The following is a 19,145-nucleotide window of genomic DNA, read 5'->3' as shown; positions in this document are numbered from 1 at the left end:
ACTAATAAATAGTTTGCTCTCACATTTGTAACATTTGATCTTGCTATATGATGAGAGATTTTATGAATTAACATTCATGTGCGACAATTTACGAATTTTGACGGACATAGATGTGTTTTTGACCAATTGTTTAAGTAATAAAAATCTTCCCTGACTTCGTTCTGTCTCATGAAAAAAACTCGGTACTAATCACAAATTTTGCGGAGGCATATTGGCTTCATTTTAAACCCTTAGTATTATGAGACACCTATTACACAAAATAGTCTCCGACATACAGAAACAGGAGCAAAAATTGTCTTCCGAGGCTTCCAGTTTTATGGAAGAGGCTTATGGGATGACAATTTACTTAAAAGAACTTCTTAGCGATGTCAAAGAAGATATAGTGAAAGATGGCTTCACGAATAAAGAAGACGAAATCCTTTTTTTTAAACAGATAAAGCCGACCGTTCTTGGCAAACTCATCTATTACAACAAAGTGTTCAGAATAGAAACTGCCTGCCCTGCAAGCAACGGGAATATCTATGAAAATTATTTTGCCATGCACCTGCAACAACTCAAAAAAGAATATACGGAGCATGTCTGCAATTCCGACTTCTACCGTTATTACCGTTCCGGCAGAACTGACCGAGATGAACAGTATTTTACGCTTGGCAAAATCAACTGCCATGATGGGCTGAACAGCTTTGTGTTTGAAATAGATACCAAATTTTCGACCTATTTTGATTATAAGGTGGCGAAAATCATCGCCAACGAATTAATATATAACTATCTGACAACAAAGCTAAGCCCCGAACAAAATCCCGATGTACTGCTTCAACACGAAGAAACAAAAGACTTCTTTTGGACACAGACAAAAAACGCCCTTATCGAATTGATTTATGCACTCTATGCCTGCGATGCCATTTCGCATGGGAAAATAGGCATCCGCAAAATCAGCATGGTATTCCAAATCCTGTTCCGTGTATCACTGAACGACATCCACAACAGCTTCCACCGAATGAAAACCCGTGCAGGCTCACGGACACTGTTTTTAGACCAACTGAAACAAAACTTAGAGGAATATATGGACAAGGAAGACAACCCATAATTTTCATCTTTTCTTGTCGATAATAGGACAGCATCAGTCGGTGCTGTCCTTTTTTTGTGCGTTTGCCTATATGTGTCTATCGGCAAATTGGTCGTATGGCACACCGAGCCATTGACCAAAAAGTGCCAAAAGCCCCTAAAAACGGTACTTTGCACGAATTGTAAAAAAAGAAAAAAGTGCCTTTTTGATACATACGTATCGGACGACAGCCTCCGCCAATCGCTCCAATTTTGTGGTATAGAAATCATTAAAAAGTTATTGTTGTGAACATCGACAGAATGGAATTTATCGCATGGATGGAGCGTATAATGGAACGTTTCGATATTCTGAAAGAATACGTGCTAAACATTAAGAAAGAACGGCAGAGCATAGATGGCGAGGAACTATTGGACAACCAAGACTTGCTCCTCATGCTGAAAATCAGCCACCGTTCCCTGCAACGCTACCGCTCCACAGGCAAGTTGCCGTATTACACCATTAGCGGAAAGCTGTACTACAAATTATCGGACGTACACCAGTTCATAAGGGAAAGTTTCAATGCCCCCATACGGCGGACAAAGGAAAATCCGAGACAAACACCGCCGTCTAAGGATAGATAAACAGTTGGGATATATAGATGGATTACTTTCGGACGATGTAAACTTTAAATAATCAATATCATGAGCGAACAAGCAATCGAAAATCCACAGCAATATCCCGAACAGCTTTCGGATGTGCTGTTGGTGATGGACAAGGAGAAAAAGAAAATCCAAGCCGTAATGGGTGTTGACGGAAACGGTAATCTGAAAACCGTTGATGCCACCAAGAAAAACCAAAGCCAATTCATGCGAGTGGACAGAGCCGGAGATTTGTTTACAAATTTCTTCTCCAACTTTTGGCGACAGCTAAAAGACCCGACCCATTTCTCATTCTTTAAAGTGCCTGCAAAGGAAGCGGTCGAAACTGCCAAACAGATACAGAAACAGGTCGATACCCCGACCAAAGAGGGCGAAGCTGTCACAGCAAAGCATGAGGTCAAAGAGCCAAAGGAGCAAACGCAGGAAGCCAAAAAGGATGTGGAAGCACCACAGGCAACACCCAAAATGCAGGAAACAGAGGAAAAAAACGATCACCGCTATAAAGCCGAAGACGTGGACTGGAAAAATTTAGAGAATTTCGGGGTAAACAAAGAGCGACTTGAAAAAGACGGACAGTTGGATTTGCTATTGAAAGGCTATAAAACCAATAAGGTCTATCCGACAAGTTTCAATTTTGGTTCGGTCATCATGCGCTCAGAGGCACGTCTCGGTTTCCAAGACGGTGAAAATGGGAAACCTGTACTTATGATGTACGGTGTCCGCCATGAGCCAAACCTCCATACCCCTTTCTTTGGTTACGAATTTACCAAAGAGGACAAAGAGAACCTGCTGAAAACCGGAAACATGGGGCGTGTGGTAGAACTGACCAACCGAAAAACGGGCGAAAAGATACCGTCCGTTATCAGTATCGACCACCTAACAAACGAGGTCATTGCATTTAGGCAGGACAGGATAAAAGTACCCGATGAGATTAAGGGCGTAAAGCTGACCGAAGACCAAAAACAGGATTTGAAAGACGGGAAAGCCATCTATTTAGAGGGGTTGAATTTTAAAAACAGTACGAACAAAAATGCCTATGTACAGTTCAATGCCGACAAAAAATATCCAGAGTACCTTTTTGGCGACAAAGCCCCTAAACAAACCCAGGCACATGACCCGAAAACCTTCCGTGGCAAAGAGTTTTCGGATGAACAGTACAAACAGCTTACGGAGGGCAAAACTATTTATGTGTCGGATTTTAAAGACGGAAAAGGACAGCCGTACAAAGGGTATGTTACGCTGAACAAAGAAACAGAAAAATATGATTTCAGCTTTAGAAACCCCAATACACTGAAAAAAAAGACGCAACCTGCCGAGTCTCACAAAACACAGGTAGCCGTCAACTCCGAGGGAAAGACCAACGAGGCGACAAAGAACATCCGAGAGCCTTTGAAACCGGAACAGCAAAAGCCGAAAAATACGAGGCAACAGCAACGGCAGAATGAGCCTAACGCTCCGGCTAAATCCAAAGGAGTGAGAAGATAACACTATAAAAAACATTTTTCTTTGGAAATCCCCACTCAAAAGAGACGGAGGGGTTTCTCAAAGAGAAATATCCAACACTTAATCCAATAGCATTATGAAAGCAATCATTGCAGAAAAGCCAAGTGTGGCGAGAGAAATAGCTACCCTTTTGGGAGCGACTGAAAAACGGGATGGCTATTTCGCAGGAAACGGCTATGAAGTTACGTGGGCATTGGGGCATTTGGTCGGACTGGCTATGCCCGAAGATTACGGGGTGTCGGGCTTCCAAAGGGCAGCCCTGCCCATATTGCCCGACCCTTTTTTACTGGCCGTACGAAAGATTAAAAAGGACAAAAGCTATGTTCCCGATAGCGGAGCATTGAAACAGTTGAAAACCATCGAACAGGTCATCGGTAGATGCGATAGTATTATCGTGGCCACCGATGCCGGACGTGAGGGCGAACTCATCTTTAGGTACATTTACGAGTACCTAAAATGCCGTAAACCCTTTGAACGTCTATGGATAAGCTCGCTGACGGAAAAAGCGATTAAACAGGGCTTTGACAGCCTAAAAGCCGGAAGCGATTTTGACGGGCTGTACAGAGCCGGACAAGGACGAAGTAGAGCCGATTGGCTCGTGGGTATCAATGCCTCGCAGGCATTGAGCATTTCGGCAGGTCGTGGCGTGTACTCGCTCGGACGGGTGCAAACGCCAACGCTTGCCCTTGTCTGCAAGCGGTATTTGGAAAACAGGGATTTTGCCATCAAAAAATATTTCCAAATCCAGTTGGAACATCGCAGAGAATTTGTGGACTTTAAGAGCCTTTCAAAGACCAAATGGGATGATAGAAAACTTGCTGACGATACGCTGAAATCTGTCCAACGTGCCGGAACGGCTACTGTTACGGCAGTCGAGAGCAAAACGGTCACGGAGCAACCGCCTTTGCTGTTCGACCTTACGGGATTGCAGAAAGAAGCCAACAAAAGAGCATCCTATACCGCCGAGGAAACATTGAACATTGCCCAAAGCCTGTACGAAAAGAAGTTTATCACCTACCCACGTACAGGGAGCAAATACATTCCCGAAGATATGTGGTCGGAAATCCCTGCACTGGTTAGGAATTTAGAGGTAAGGGCTTCGTGCAAAAAGGCTGTCGGAAAAGTGAAATGGGGTCGTTTCAATAAACGCATCGTGAACGATGTAAAAGTGACAGACCACCACGGTCTGCTGATTACAGAAAAAATCCCGTCCGAATTGTCCGCACACGAAAACGTCATATATGATATGATTGCACACCGATTACTGGAAGCCCTTTCGCCTGCCTGTACCAAAGCAATAACCGACATCGGATTGCAGGCTTTACACTATGATTTCACATTGAAAGGGTGCAAAATCCTCGAAGCTGGATGGCGAGGCATCAAAGAAAAATTTGCAGATGACGACAGCGAGCCTGTACAGGAACTACCGGAATTAAAGGTAGGCGATGAGCTGAAAATCAAAGAGGCTTCCGTACTGGAAAAGAAAACCAAACCACCCGTGCTTTACACCGAGGCAGGTCTGTTGTCCGCAATGGAAAATGCCGGAAAAGAGATTGACAACGAGGACGAACGGAAAGCCCTAAAAGACATCGGTATCGGTACACCTGCCACAAGAGCCTCTATTATAGAAACGCTGTTTAAAAGGGATTACATTAGGCGTGAAAATAAATCTCTTATCCCTACCGCTAAGGGATTGCAGGTTTACGGGGCTGTAAAGGACAAAAAGATTTCCGATGTAGCCATGACCGCCGAATGGGAAATGGCATTGCAGAAAATCGAAAACAACGAGACGGATGCAGGTGCTTTTTACCGTGAAATGGAAACCTATGCCACTTCCATTACACGGGAACTTTTGGATATGACCATTGCCAAAGAAAAGCAACCCGAACTGACCTGCCCACAATGCAAGAGCCATCAGCTATTGGTATGGAATAAGGTTGTAAAATGCCCAAATGAGGGGTGCGGTTGGCGTCATTTCCGTACGGTGTGCGGAGTGCAATTGAGCCTTACCGATGTAGAAAGCCTTATAACCAACGGAAAAACCAAGCTTATCAAAGGCATGAAAAGCAAATCGGGCAATAAATTCGATGCCTATATCGTCATGAACGATAAAGGCGAGACCTCCTTTGATTTTGAAAAGAGGAAGCCAAAAAGGAAATAAATGTTTTGTTTATTAACGACATACAGCGTGAGGGATAGAAGCGACATCCTTTTGTGGTCCTTTCAGATCCACAAAAGATATAGCGGATAGCCCGACCCGTCTGCATTTTTTTAGATAGAATGGGGATAAAATACAGACGGTGGCACGCCCAAATAAAATTAAATACTCAAATCACTATCTTGCAATTTTGCATCCAAATAACAGATTGACCTCGCAAGCTCTACTGCATCATCATTTGAAATTTTTAATAAACTATTTTCTGCACTTCCTTTGATAGCTTCTCCCTTTTCGTTGTACGTAGGCTCTTCTTTGGTCAAGACTTCATTAATCTTATCCCAATACTCTTTAAGTTCTTCGGGGAAGTCATCACGTCCAAGGGTATGAAATCCTCCAACATAAGCGTCCAGTATTCTTTCTTTAATATTTCCTATTCCTGTAGCAAGGTCTTCGACGGCTACACCAATTTTTCCTCGTGCGTATGAGAATTCCATTATTTCATTAAGTTTAAAGCTAAATTGTTATGACATAGATTTTATAATGTTAACGTCTTTATTCTCAACTAAAATATTGAAAAATATTGATATTTAAAACGACTATATTTCGTTCTTTTCATCCATTTTCTTGATAAGTGTTTCGCGAAGTGCGTTGAGGAATTTTGTAGGGTTCATCTTCCTGTTTCGCAATTCCAAATATGTTTGGTAGAAGTTACCCAAATCGATATTAAACACATCTTCAAAATACTTCGCTATTAGCCTTATATCGGCGTTCCCGTTGTCAAAGACACCTTGATAGTGCAGAGAATAAATCAATTCGATTATTGCCACCTTACTACCTGTCCAGTTCAGTTTAATTAGGGTTTTTGGATTGTCCTTTTGGTCTTTATTGTACAATTGGTCTTCGATATAGACCTGTATCAAATCATTACCTATTATCTTAGCGACCTTATAATCATGCGAGGTGGAAAAAGATAAATCGGACTGAAAATAGCCCGTGTCTAGACATAGCTTTATATCGTGGTTGCCCCGTAGAAATAGCTTCTCATCAAGCGAAGTATTATTGGTACGGTAGTATTTATAAAAATCAAGGTTGTTGTCAAAGTACCGTTTGAGTTTTTTCAATTCTCTATTGAGGTATTTTTTTATGGATTTCTCCCCATGAGGTTTTTTAGTCTCAATTTTGTAAATAGCATGATAGTAAATAAGTTTAGAAACAATTATTGGCTTTTGGTGTTTGAAAAAGCGAATTTCTTCTTTTTCGCTCTTGAAGCCTCTTTTCAGAGTATATTCTTTAATGTCTGTCAAACTTCTGATAATCAAATTTATGATAACTTCTATTCGCATTATTTGATAGTCAGATTCGAGTTTGAGTTCATTGATCGCTGTTTCCAATTTTTTTATCGCTTTATTACAAAATTCGTCCATTCAATTATCTTTTTGTAAATAGGAAGAAGTACTTCCTCTATGTTATTATTCAAAATTGTTCCAAATGTGTAGTCATTAATCTTGATGAATTAATAGCTAGTTGTTGTCTATGGTAAATCAGAATTTTGCGTCCTTTCTGTATCACATGGGTAAAGAGAAGATGGCTATCATATGTAATTTTCCAAGGTAGTGACAGAGCTAAAGGGGTGGCGGCTTCACCTAGAACAGCATATTCTAGTTCACCATCTGAGTTAAATCTTTTGACGATAAGCATTCCATCTTCGGTCGGCTGTAGATGATACCAAGCCCCATCACCCACGCCTCCTAGGTATTGTGCGTCAGAAGGTATACTCAAAGGTCTTACTGTGTGCAACATACATCCTATGATCTGATCGTTGGGCAACAATTTCGCTTTATTCGACTGTACATTATCTCTCAGTTTCTTCAATAAAAAAAATACAGATTGAAATCGGTTCATCTTAAATTGAATTAAGCCTTTTTGTCGCGAGTATAAATATACTATTCTGTCTGAGGTCGCATTTACGACATTACTAATCGGGCTCGCTTTGATTGTTTCGGGGAAGTTGATACTATGAAACCAATTGTACCGAACGGATGAACACATCAGCATTCGGACAATAAAGCGCGAACAATTATTATTTCCACGTGCTACCGCACCATATGGGTAACTACCTTCAAGTACACAATGATCGGCATATTTTTTTGCGCGTGTAAAACTGATGTCCTGCGCAATGGAAAAATATAATATTCCTGCCCCTTTCATTTCTAATTTCAAGAGCTCAAAGTGCGTGACAATTTCTTCTAGATTGGTAATGCGTTTACCGTCAAATTTTGCTTTGAGCTTAATCTCCAAACGAGGGTCTGAAAATTTTGAGCGCGCACGCCCGTACCCTCGAGGAGTTACATAGCGCCCAAAGTCATAATAGAGCATCTCGCCGGTCTGTCGTTCAACAATAACAATACCCGTATGACCAACTTTAAAGTTTAAATTTTTCACTAAACCGATTTTCTTAAAGAACATCATCCATTTCTCATCTCCACGGATGGTCGTGTCGGGCCAGGTTAGAATAAATGCTAGATCTTCTCTTTCCATAGTTTATTCATTTTCCAGAATCACAATTTCTTTGCGTTTGCCTGATCCGATTCGACTCAACAAGCGATCCATCACATAGTAAAAAAGAGGGACGACGATAAGAGTAAGAAACAAAGAGCTGATTAGCCCACCGATAATGACCCACGCTAATCCGTTCTTCCATTCTGCGGCTGCACCTGAAGCTAAAGCGACGGGTAGCATTCCTACAACCATAGCCAAGGTTGTCATCACGATTGGTCTAAACCGCTCATGTGTCGCCTGTAAAAGAGCGTCTTTTAGTGGCACTTCTTGTTCTTTAAGATGGTTGGTAAAGTCTACCAGTAAGATTGCATTCTTTGCGACTAAACCAATGAGAACAATCATTCCTAAAAGGGTAAAGACATTTAATGTCTGCATGGTCAAAGCCAAAGCCAATAATGCACCAATAATAGCTAAGGGTAGTGAACCTAATACCACCAACGGATACACAAAGCTGTTGTACAGCAAAACCATAATAAAGTACACCAAGAAAATGGAAACCAATAAGGCTATTCCTAATGAGCCGAAGCTGTCACCTTGCATCTCCAACTCTCCACCAGGGATAATCTCTATCTGATCTGATAAGTTTAATTGTTCGATGGCCTGATTGATATCAGCGCCTATATCGCCAACGGGTCTTCCACCTACCTGTGCACTGACACTAATGGATGGGTTTCGATCACGTCTTTCCAAAAGTGTTGGACCTTGTGTCTCCGTGATATTGGCAAACTGTTTTAGCTGAACGAGTTGCCCCTTATTGTTCATGACCGAAATATTTTCTACATGCTGGATCTGTTCTCTATCTGCCTGATCCAAACGGATATTAATATCATATTCTTTATCATCCCGAAGAAGTTTAGCATCTGTATTGCCACTGAAAGCGAGGCTCAATGTTTGTCCTAGATCAGCAAAAGCCACACCGAGATGTGCCATCTTTTTTCGGTCGGGCACAATACTGATCTGGGGATTTCCTTCTTTGGCAGATAGCTCTGGATCGACAACACCTTTGATTTTTTTCATTTCCTCAAGGAGTAAATGGGCTGCGGCGCGCACAGTGTCTATATGTTGGCCAGTAACGTAGTAGCGAACAGGGGCTTCATCGATATTCCCCATCATATCGGTCATTCCAAGACTAACAATCACATCAGGCAGTGTTCGTTGTAATGTTAATTTCAACTCTTGTGCAAGGTCACCTGCAGATATTTTTCTGTTTTTATGCGGCACAAGCTTGACACGGAGTTCGGCCAAACTGGCTTGTGATTGCCCATTTTCTTCAGCACCAACGGTAGTAAATACGTTTTCTACGGCCGAATTATTGCGAACGATACTTTCGGCCTGAAAAGTAGAGGCATTGGTTTGTTGGATGGTTACATCTTTGGGGAGTTCAAGCTTAATGACAAATTGTCCCTGATCGCCTTGCGGCGCAAAATCACTACCAATAAAGCCTTGGTCAATAAGCGCCATCGAACTGACAAGTAAGACGCCGACCGTCGAAAACACGATAATTTTATTTGAAAATGACCAGTTCAGGATATTCCCAAACCAAGATGCTACAGAGGTGATTCCACGTTCGAAAGCAACTTGTAATTTACCTAGAAAAGAATCCGGGTTAATTTTTTCGTGTTTGCCAAACCGAGAGTAAATCAGCGGAATAACTGTAAAAGCGACGGCTAGGCTCACGATTACCGCAATGGCTATGGTTAGAGCAAATTGACGGAAGACATCGGAGATCGTTCCTTGTGTCAGCGAAATAGGTACAAATACAACAACAATGACTAGCGTAATGGATATGACGGTAAATCCAATCTCCTTGACGCCATCATAAGCGGCTTGGATTACAGTTTTACCACGTTCCAGATGCTTATGTATATTTTCGATGACGACAATGGCGTCATCAACCAAAATTCCGATGACCAGCGTCAGTCCCAGCAAAGACATGATATTGAGACTAAACCCGAATAGATACATCGGTATAAACGTAATGATCAAGGAAAGCGGTATAGCAATTGCTGCAAAAATAGAATTGCGGAAACTCTGCAAAAAAAGCAAGACGGTGACCGCTACCAAGCAAATAGCCAAGACCAGATCAATTAAAACAGAATTTGCGCTTTCAATTGTAAATTCGGCATTGTCAACGGCTACTACAAAAGAAATTTTTTCTTCTTCATATTTTTTCTTTAACAGCGCTAATTGGGACGTTACTATTTTTGATATTTCTACCGTATTTGCATCTGCTGAACGCTGTATGGTAATACCAATCGATGGGATACCATTGGTTCGATTGATAGTTGCTACTTCTTTATAAGTATCTGCCACTTCAGCTACATCTTTGACCATTACTGAAGTGCCATCTGGTAAAGTTTTCAAAATAACATGTTCGATATCAGAAGGTGTTTGAAATTTGCCTTCTAAACGTATCTGTAACTGTTTTTCTTCGTTGATTAATTTCCCGGTAGGAAACTCCATATTGGATGTTATCAGTATCTGGGCAACATGGCTGATGGATAGATCGTAAGATTTGAGCTTATCTTCGTCGATATTCACTTGAACTTCTTTTACAAGGCCTCCGATTAAAGCCACTCTACCTACACCGGATATGCGTTCCAATGCTGGTTTTATCTTGCTGTCGACAATTTCATAGAGTTCCATTTCATCTATCGACGAGGTGACTCCAATGGTCATAATCGGAATGTCTGTAACTTTAAAATCGGTGACGGCCGGTTCTTTAGCGTCCTCAGGCAATTCTGAACGGATCTTATTGACTTCCCGCTGTGCTTCCTGCATCACTTTTTCTAGATTCGTACCCGGCTTTAGTGTGATGGCGACAAGGGAAAAATTCTCCATCGATGTAGACATAACATTGTCTATACCCTCCAAAGCTGCGGTTGCTTCCTCGATTTTTTTTGTGATCGAATTTTCAACTTCTTGTACGCCTGCACCTGGATAAAGCGTTGTGATGGAGATGGTGCTTGTAGAAACTTTCGGCATAAGCTCCTGATTGATATTCATTAGAGAATAGATGCCGAAAACTACTAATGCAATACAGATGATAATGACTGCAGTAGGCCTCTTGATAGATACTTTTGTTAAATTCATTTTTGTTACTTGTTTAAAATCGTGACAGGGAATCCGTCCGACAAGTTGATTTGGCCGCTCGTGATGACGGTGTCTTGACATGTTATTCCCGAACGGACGACAATCTGTTTATCGTTGTAAGAATCAAGGCTGATCTCTCTTTTTTGTGCTATTCCGTTCTTTACGACATACACATATGGTTTTTTTATGCTGCCCACTATCGCTTTGCGGCTAATAACGATATCATCGGCAGCAGTGTTTTTGGCTGTCAGGGACAATTCGGCAGATGCAAACATACCTGCTCTTAAATCAGGATTTTTCTCTTTTAGCGTGATGTCAACGATGTAATAGTGCAGGTCATTAGCCTTGGGCGAGATGAGTTCTACGATTCCTTTGATAGATTGTCCTGCTAAAGCGCTTACCTTAACAGTCACTTCTTGACCTTTTTTAATCATTAAAACATCCGACTCCGTTGTACTCAAGGATAGCTTTAATCCACTGCCCGAGATAATCTGTACGATCTGTCCACCTGTCATGACGAATTGCCCTTCCTCGACATAGTCTGCAGCAATAATACCGTCTATCGGAGACAGAATCGTTGAATTGGCTATTTGATCCTTTAAGCTACTAATATGCTCTTCCATATCACGTAGTGACATCTGTATACTTTCGAGCTCTTGGGTCGCTACAGCACCGTTCTTTTTTAGAATTTGGTAGCGATCGACGTCTTTTGCTAGTTTTACATAATTTGCCTGAGCCAACTGTAGACTTTTTTGTGAAATTTCATTTTCTAACTGCACGATTGGTTCTCCTTTACGAACGGATTGGCCAGTTTTCTTATACTTTCTGATGATTATTCCCTGCTGTTTTGAAAGAATGGGTATTTCATTTTCAGGCGTAATAGTGCCGTGCAGTACGATGGCGTTGTGTAAAGTAGCTTTTACAGGTGTCTCAATAATTACGGGTACGGTGGTGTTGATTACGAGGGACTTTTCGATATCTGCAGCCATTTTTTCTTTGTTGGCCGATAGTTGTCCTATTAATAATCCAATTAAAATGACGATAACACCGACTGCTATACTTATTTGCGATTTCATTGTTCTTTTGTTTTTATAAGTTATTTTTAAGTGTTCCTAAGGCCTTCTGCAATTCTATTTCTGCAATTTTATAAGCAATACATTCATTACTGTATGCTGTTTTTGCATCCAGTAGAGATGATTCCGTGCTGAAGACCTCACCGATGTCGATCAATCCTTGTTTGTAGAGTAAATTTGTTTTGTTGTAATTGTCTTCGGCTAAATTCACATTTTGCTTTTGCTCTGTTAGATTTTCCCGTGAGCGTTGCAGTTTATAGAATGCATTACGTTCGTCAGCTTCGAGGTCGTGTTGCTTTTGCAGAATCTGAGATTCGATCCGTTGGTTTTGCCAATGTAATTGCTGTATTCTGCTACGTTTTGCATGACCATCAAAAATGGGCACTTTAAGACGTAAACCAATGGCAACGGAACTGAACCAAGGATCTTGGGTTATTCTAAACTGATCGGATTGAAACTGATATCCGGCGGAAAATAAACCGGAAAGTGTTGGTAGGTATTTCTTTTTTTCTTGTATAATTTCAAAGTTCACTAGATTTTTTTGGGTCGTTAATAGTTGAATCTCTGTCCGATTGGTGTTTTCGTAAGGTAGAAAAGCATCATTAATTTGGGGAGTCAAAACGATTCCGTATTGGATTGTGAAATCTTCATTAACATTCACACCTATCAAGGCTTTTAAATAATTTGTCTGTTGGTAAATTATGCTTTCTAAGCCTCTCTTTCTAGTTTTCAGACCGTTTATGTTCACTTGAATACGGTTGCGATCAACAGGCCGACTAATACCTTGTTCGATACGTTCATCGACGATGGTATAGCTTTCAGTTTGTAGAATAAGCATGTGTTCTACATTTTTCAACTCTTCTTTAGTCCGTGCTATTTCGTAGAAAATCGTACTTACATTGTAGATAACTTCTTCTTCTGTAAGCTCCTTCTGAAGAGTTAACAGCTCTTGGTTGGTTTTTGCAATCCTAATCCCCTGAAATAATGCAGGGTCAAAAATGACCTGCTCGATTTGGGCCGAAAAATCAAGGAGATTTTTTGTGCCCATCTGTGCTGGGATTTTTGTTCCAGGTTGACCTACGATTTCTCCAGGAAGTATCATTGTGGGTATAACGATGTTACGGTCTATAACACCACTTCCAGATACCTGAGGTAGCAAGTTAGATTTAACTTCTTGGATTTGGTAATAGTATTCGTGATGATCAGCTTCTGATTGTCGGATCTTTGCGTTATTTTCTAATGCATAATTGATGCACTCTTTTAAGGTACCGCCTTTGTTTATCTGTTGTGCGTTAGTTACCGTCGAAAGTGTCGCCAGACAGAACGTAAACAAAAACAGACTAAATTGACTTTGTCGTATTCCCATATCATTTTTTTAATGTTGCGGGCAAAAATGAAGAGGAGAATGTAAGAGCAGAAAAATATTCAACAAGTTTGCTATCAATCTACATTAACATATGTAAATGATATAAAACACATGAAATTCGAGGTTATACTAGAAAATGGCTCGTTGGTATGGAAATCTGCTAGGTTCGTAGGATATTTTTTGCCCAGCCTATTTATTGCGTATTTTTGTTATGTATGAAAAGAGTAGCTAAAAATCGAATGACAGTGATAGTTGGGATTCTAATCTGCTATGTTAGCTTGGTAAATGTGATCTTACCATACTCCTTCTTTCCGGCAACAGTTATAGCATTGCTGACACCCCTGAACATTTTTTTAGTCTGGATAGTGACCACCAAATTATTGATACCTAAATTGCTAGCTCGGTCTAAGATTATTGTGTACATCCTTTGCTCATTTGCACTAATTATACTGGTCAATGTATTGGTATATTTTATTTTAGGAACTTCTCGCACGTTATTTCAAATAGAAATCGACCTTTTATCACAAAAACAAAGTCATAATAATATTTCAGCAATTACCTATATTTTTTGTACCGTAATCTATTTTCTTAATAAAGACAAGGAATCTATTATAGAGCAAAAAACAATGGAGATGAATATGCTTAAATCACAAATTAACTCCCATTTTTTATTTAATGCGTTAAATAATATATATTCCATGACCTATTTTGATTCCAAACAGGCTTCTGACTATATTATGAAATTGTCTAAAATGCTACGCTATGTTCTAGAAGAATGTGATGCTAAACACGTGTTGTTGGATAAAGAAATTGAGTATATAGAACACTATCTGGATTTTCAGAAATCGAGAAATGAAACCGATAAACAAAAGATTATTTTTAACCATAACAATGCCGGAAATCACGATAACCTTGTGCCACCGATGATTTTTCAGCCGATTATCGAAAACTGCTTTCAATACTGTTCTTTACATTCGGATACAGACTTTATTCGCTTAGATTTAGCGTGTGAAGAAAATGTTTTGACCTTTAAAGCGGTTAATACAAAATCTTCAGAAGGCAAGATAAGCATTGTACGGAGTACACATATCGGCTTGCAAAACTTACGGAAAAGATTGGAGATGAATTTTGATAATGACTATTCACTAATCATCCAAGAAAACAACGAGTTGTATAGTTTACAATTAGTTTTTAAAATAACTAAACAAATAGTATCATGAAGGTATTGGTAGTGGATGATGATTTTCATGCGCGTAAGCTCTTGACACATTATATTGAAAAGATTCCATTTCTGAATTTAATTGGTTCGTGTAGCGATGTATTTGAAGCAATGGGTTTAATGTCCGAGCAACAGATAGACTTGCTTATTCTTGATATACAGATGCCTAATATGACAGGAGTAGAGTTTTCAAAAAGCTTACGGAATGGTCCGTTAATTATTTTTTCTACTGCTTATTCAGAGTATGCGTTGGAGGGGTTCGAACAGCACGCAGTAGATTACTTGCTAAAGCCGGTGGAATTTTCAAGATTTTTAACGGCTTGTTATAAGGCTAAAGATAGATTTGACTATGCAAAAAAAGAGATTGAAAGACAGACCGAACAAAATGATCCCAAGGAATACCAATCTTCTTATTTTACGGTAAAAGATGGAACCAAGTTCTACAAAATTAATTATGATAATTTGTTATTCGTTGAGGGACAAAGAGAATATGTAACCTTCCATACAAACAGGGAGCGAATTACAGCCCTATATACCTTGAAAAGTCTAGAAGATGTTTTACCTTCGAAACTATTTAAACGGGTGCATAAGTCATTTATCGTTTCATTACAACATATTGAAATGATCGAAGGGAATAGATTAAAGATAAGCACGCATAAAATTCCAATTGGAGCTTCTTACAAATCCGACTTACTAAAATTAATGGTATAGAATAATTACTTCCTAGTGTTTTAGGAATTGGAGTAATGAAAATCCCAATATCCTGAGGGAGTGTAGTGTATTCTCCGTAGAAACGAATCGATTTAGTATTAAATGACTTACAATACAAGCATTGATGTTCAATTTTAAACCGTCTATTCCCAGGGACACTTACAGTATCAAATGCTGTAAATCTGGATCATTTTTTATACGTTCCAGTTCGCTCTCAATAACCTGAACTATATCCAGTTTAATCTGCCTGTAATTGGCTTCGATGACCTGTTTCGTATTGTCATTACCGTCTTCATCAGTAAAGGATAATATCTGCGGTATTTTTTTATATGCTTTAGTTTCGGAGGCTACCTTATCATTATTCACCACGATTTCAGCATGAAATATTTTTTGCTCGATACGTTCATGAAAATTGTCTGAAACAGAACCCACGAACATTCCCTGTGTAAGTGTGCTGATTTTTGATGCAGGAATAAGACTATCTAATTGAGTAGAGATTGAAGTTGATTTATCATTTCGGTTAATCGTCATACTTTGGCGTTTTTGTAAAACTTTCCCAAAACGTTCTGACAAGCTCTTCGCTGTTTCGCCCACAACCTGACCACTAAAAATATTCCCGACGGTATTCTGAATTACTTTAGCTTCTTTATCTCCATAATCACGAATTAATTGCGAAAAGTCCTGAAAGCCTAAGCATACAGCTACCTTGTTACTTCTTGCAGTAGCGATAAGATTGTCTAGCCCTCTAAAATAAATTGTAGGCAACTCATCTATGATAACAGAACTTTTCAATTGACCTTTTTTATTGATAAGCTTAACTATTCGTGAATTGTACAAGCCTAATGCTGCGGAGTAGATATTTTGACGGTCTGGATTATTACCTACACATAAAATCTTTGGTTCTTTTGGGTTGTTGATGTCCAATGAAAAATCATCGCCTGTCATCACCCAATACAATTGTGGGCTAATCATTCTTGATAAAGGAATTTTAGCAGAAGCAATTTGCCCCTGCAACTGATCTTGAGCTCCTCCTTGCCAAGCGTCCATAAATGGGGACAAATAGTTTTCTAAATCGGGATAAGAAGTCAAAATCGTAAATACGTCCGAATACTTTTTATTAAGTAATTCAATAGCGTGCGGAAATGTACAATATTTGCCGTCTTCATAGATTTTCAAATACCAAATTATGGCAGCCAATAAGATAATTGGACTTTCTACAAAGAAATCTCCTTGTTTCTGTATCCACGACCTGTTGAGATTTAGCATGATAGTGTATGCAGCTTCGTAGGCATCACTGATGTCCGTCATAAAATCGGGATTAAGAGGGTTGCAACGGTGACTCTTGCGTGGATCGTCGAAGTTGATTACATAAAATTTCGGCTGTACTTTGTACTTGTCCTTGTTCTTCAGCAAGTGATTGTAGGCAATGGTTGATAAATCATCAAACTTAAAATCGTAGATGTACATTGAGAAACCTTTCTCAATCTGTTGCTTGATATAATTGTTTACAATGGCATAAGATTTACCAGAACCGGGAGTTCCCAACACTATCGTTGCCCTAAAAGGATTTACAATGTTTATCCAACCATCATTCCATTTACCTTTGTAGTAGAACTTGGTTGGTAGATTGACGGAATACCCGTTTTCCATCAGCTTAGTTTCCTGCTTAAAACTCTCATTTTCATTGTTGAATACATCGTCCATCAAATTGTTACGCAGCAAACGGCTCATCCAAACGCCTGCAACCATTAAAGAGATATAGCCTAACCCTATTGTAAGGATATAAAGAAAAGTGGCTGTGTTGAGTGGCAGCTTTAATAAAGGAAAATTCAGAAAGAAAAGGACAAAGCCGATAGCTAAAGCCACATAGATTTTAGACCAGGTTATCTTTTCGTTTTTAACTCCCTTAGTTCCCAAACAGCTTAATGCCAACAATACCAAAGCGAAAACTTTGGTATATAGATTGTGCTCAAAAAGTCCTGCTGTCCGGTTGAAATTAACAAAAATCTTATTGATGATTTCCAAAGTCCAGCCACGTTCTATAAAGAAACCGTAGCAAAACCAATACAAGTGCATCAATACTATAATGATGCTTACTGCACGCATAAAAGCCATGATTTTGGCTAATCCTCGCAAATCGTCTTCTCCTTGCATAACAAAAAAAATTAGTGATGCAGGGAATTTAGAGACTATTTAAAAGTTCCTATACAAAGGGGTGTCGGATGGCTTTTGGTGGCTTTTCTTGGCTATGAATATCGGTTACAGTGAATAACAGTAACCGATGACAACTACTCTAAAAGAAAAACTCACCCTCTGTTTTGTAGCCTTTTGCTATTTGAATGGGGAGATTAAATAATTCCTCTTTATCTACACTTCTTGTGTAGATGTCATAAATTCTCTCTTTACCTTTACCCTGCATAAACTTTCCAGTTTTTCTTTCAAGCCAAGCTGTCGCAGTAACACCTACAATTTTTTTGTAGTGTTGTCTTTTTGCCAAAGGGCTTGTTGTGGTAAAACGCTCACGACTGTTTCCGCTAAGGTTAGCTTGTGGGTGTTGGCTGTGGTCATATTTCCACCAAACTGATATTCTTAGTTCTTCGTAACCTATATCCTGCCACATTACTACAGACGGGTAACCAAATAAATCAGTAAATAAATGTCCATCATCATCATTCGTAGGGGAATAGTCCAGTGAGATAAGACCTTTATCAAGTAAAATATTTATCCCTGCAACAAGTAGGTTTCTATAAGGATTGACTGCTTTTTGAATGGTTGCAGGCTTAGTTTTAGCAATACCCTGTTCTAAATTTTCTTTAAGATTTGTTTGATTTGCATCTTTACTGGTATTAAGAAAGTGTTTCCAATTCTTGAAACCTGCATTTATAGATGCTTTTTCCAATGCTTGAACATAACTGATATTTTCCTGCTTTTTGATTTTTTTGGCTTGACGTTTAATGAAATCGCCTGTATGCCCATTTACTTTATTATTCATCTTTCTACAATTTCTCGTCTGAAAAATGTCACTCATCTACCATATTCCGAAACGAGATAGTTGTTTCGATGATAATAATATATTAAGAGGTACGGTGCTGATACAGCTTTGCTATGATGAGTGGCACGCTTCCGTCTAAAGCATAGGACAAAGTTAAACAATTATGGGATAACTTTTTTAGTGCTTAAAAATAATTGAATTTAAATAACCGTTGAAACCAAAACCAAAAAGACCAAGATGTTAATCCTGGTCTTTGATGGTCAAAAAAAGCTATTGTTGCTTACCATACCTTTTGCGTTTCTTCATTTGGTGTTCTACATACCAGTTGTTGAAAATATATTTTTTTTTTACCTAAAAAAAGGAAAAACTTTTGGTTTTGCATTGTACAGCGCTTTAGAAAAGCTATTTGTAGTATTATTTTATTATCTTTGCATTTAGGAATATCTAAGTAGAAATATCTTTTATCGATATAAAAATCTGGAAATTCCTATTGCGTTCTTTGGTATGATTCATTTGAAAGATACTCTTGTGGTTGTTGCTGACAGATGGTTGAATAATAAAAATTTAAAATGTATGGATACAATAAAATCAATTTTAATTAACCTTTCATTAGGTTCCATAATGACTCTTTTAGGAAATCTACTTGTAATCGTGAGTTTCGGTATCGGAGGTGAGTTGCCCGAAACAATCTATTAGAATGAATATATCGAATGTACAATTTAGGAAGCTCGGTTCGATACCGAGGCTCACCGCATTAAAGGAGCTTA

Annotated in this window: 14 protein-coding genes; 6 read left to right on the top strand and 8 right to left on the bottom strand. The window is 39.2% G+C overall.

Annotated features, from left to right (window positions below; translation table 11 throughout):
- Positions 1–238: 238 nt before the first annotated feature.
- The 4 genes from B9Y69_RS13590 (at position 239) to B9Y69_RS13575 (ending at position 5,368) form a co-directional block, all read left to right on the top strand.
- On the top strand, positions 239–1,087 hold the full coding sequence (locus B9Y69_RS13590) for an RteC domain-containing protein (protein ID WP_085473523.1): 849 nt from the start codon (positions 239–241) through the stop codon (positions 1,085–1,087).
- Between the two features lie 263 nt (positions 1,088–1,350).
- Entirely contained in the window at positions 1,351–1,686 is a 336-nt protein-coding gene (locus tag B9Y69_RS13585; RefSeq protein WP_085473522.1) for a helix-turn-helix domain-containing protein, read from the top strand.
- Positions 1,687–1,746: 60 nt separating this feature from the next.
- Complete coding sequence (locus B9Y69_RS13580; RefSeq protein ID WP_085473521.1) at positions 1,747–3,189, top strand: DUF3945 domain-containing protein; 1,443 nt, start codon at positions 1,747–1,749, stop codon at positions 3,187–3,189.
- A 94-nt stretch (positions 3,190–3,283) separates the two neighbouring features.
- Positions 3,284–5,368, top strand: coding sequence for a type IA DNA topoisomerase (locus B9Y69_RS13575; RefSeq protein ID WP_085473520.1), 2,085 nt, complete (start codon positions 3,284–3,286; stop codon positions 5,366–5,368).
- Positions 5,369–5,526: 158 nt separating this feature from the next.
- On the opposite strand, the gene B9Y69_RS13570 is transcribed toward B9Y69_RS13575, so the two are convergent.
- The 6 genes from B9Y69_RS13570 to B9Y69_RS13545 all read right to left on the bottom strand — a co-directional run bounded on the left by B9Y69_RS13570 (position 5,527) and on the right by B9Y69_RS13545 (position 13,456).
- Entirely contained in the window at positions 5,527–5,859 is a 333-nt protein-coding gene (locus B9Y69_RS13570; RefSeq protein WP_085473519.1) for a hypothetical protein, read from the bottom strand.
- A gap of 102 nt (positions 5,860–5,961) precedes the next feature.
- Positions 5,962–6,789: an RteC domain-containing protein gene (locus tag B9Y69_RS13565; RefSeq protein WP_085473518.1), complete on the bottom strand. Its 828-nt coding sequence runs from the start codon at positions 6,787–6,789 to the stop codon at positions 5,962–5,964.
- A 49-nt stretch (positions 6,790–6,838) separates the two neighbouring features.
- The gene (locus tag B9Y69_RS13560; RefSeq protein WP_085473517.1) at positions 6,839–7,903 is read right to left on the bottom strand and encodes a DUF6695 family protein; all 1,065 of its coding nucleotides are present in this window, start codon (positions 7,901–7,903) and stop codon (positions 6,839–6,841) included.
- Positions 7,904–7,906: 3 nt separating this feature from the next.
- A complete protein-coding gene (locus B9Y69_RS13555) occupies positions 7,907–11,017 on the bottom strand; it encodes an efflux RND transporter permease subunit (protein ID WP_159451850.1) in 3,111 nt (1,036 codons plus the stop codon).
- A 5-nt stretch (positions 11,018–11,022) separates the two neighbouring features.
- The gene (locus B9Y69_RS13550; protein WP_085473515.1) at positions 11,023–12,093 is read right to left on the bottom strand and encodes an efflux RND transporter periplasmic adaptor subunit; all 1,071 of its coding nucleotides are present in this window, start codon (positions 12,091–12,093) and stop codon (positions 11,023–11,025) included.
- 13 nt (positions 12,094–12,106) lie between these two features.
- Positions 12,107–13,456: a TolC family protein gene (locus B9Y69_RS13545; protein ID WP_085473514.1), complete on the bottom strand. Its 1,350-nt coding sequence runs from the start codon at positions 13,454–13,456 to the stop codon at positions 12,107–12,109.
- Positions 13,457–13,671: 215 nt separating this feature from the next.
- Between B9Y69_RS13545 and B9Y69_RS13540 the strand changes: the two genes are divergently transcribed.
- Positions 13,672–14,676, top strand: coding sequence for a sensor histidine kinase (locus B9Y69_RS13540; RefSeq protein WP_085473513.1), 1,005 nt, complete (start codon positions 13,672–13,674; stop codon positions 14,674–14,676).
- Entirely contained in the window at positions 14,673–15,386 is a 714-nt protein-coding gene (locus B9Y69_RS13535; RefSeq protein ID WP_085473512.1) for a LytR/AlgR family response regulator transcription factor, read from the top strand. Before B9Y69_RS13540 ends, B9Y69_RS13535 begins: the two co-directional genes overlap by 4 nt.
- A 159-nt stretch (positions 15,387–15,545) precedes the next feature.
- Here the strand turns inward: B9Y69_RS13535 and mobC are convergent, their stop codons facing one another.
- Positions 15,546–17,540 (bottom strand): conjugal transfer protein MobC, encoded by a 1,995-nt coding sequence (mobC, locus tag B9Y69_RS13530; RefSeq protein ID WP_085473511.1) that lies wholly within the window; start codon positions 17,538–17,540, stop codon positions 15,546–15,548.
- A 139-nt stretch (positions 17,541–17,679) separates the two neighbouring features.
- A complete protein-coding gene (locus B9Y69_RS13525; RefSeq protein ID WP_085473510.1) occupies positions 17,680–18,378 on the bottom strand; it encodes a hypothetical protein in 699 nt (232 codons plus the stop codon).
- Between the last annotated feature and the right edge of the window lie 767 nt (positions 18,379–19,145).

Source organism: Sphingobacterium psychroaquaticum (assembly GCF_900177625.1).
Classification (GTDB): Bacteria; Bacteroidota; Bacteroidia; order Sphingobacteriales; family Sphingobacteriaceae; genus Sphingobacterium; species Sphingobacterium psychroaquaticum.
This window is presented reverse-complemented; position numbering and strand designations above follow the sequence as displayed.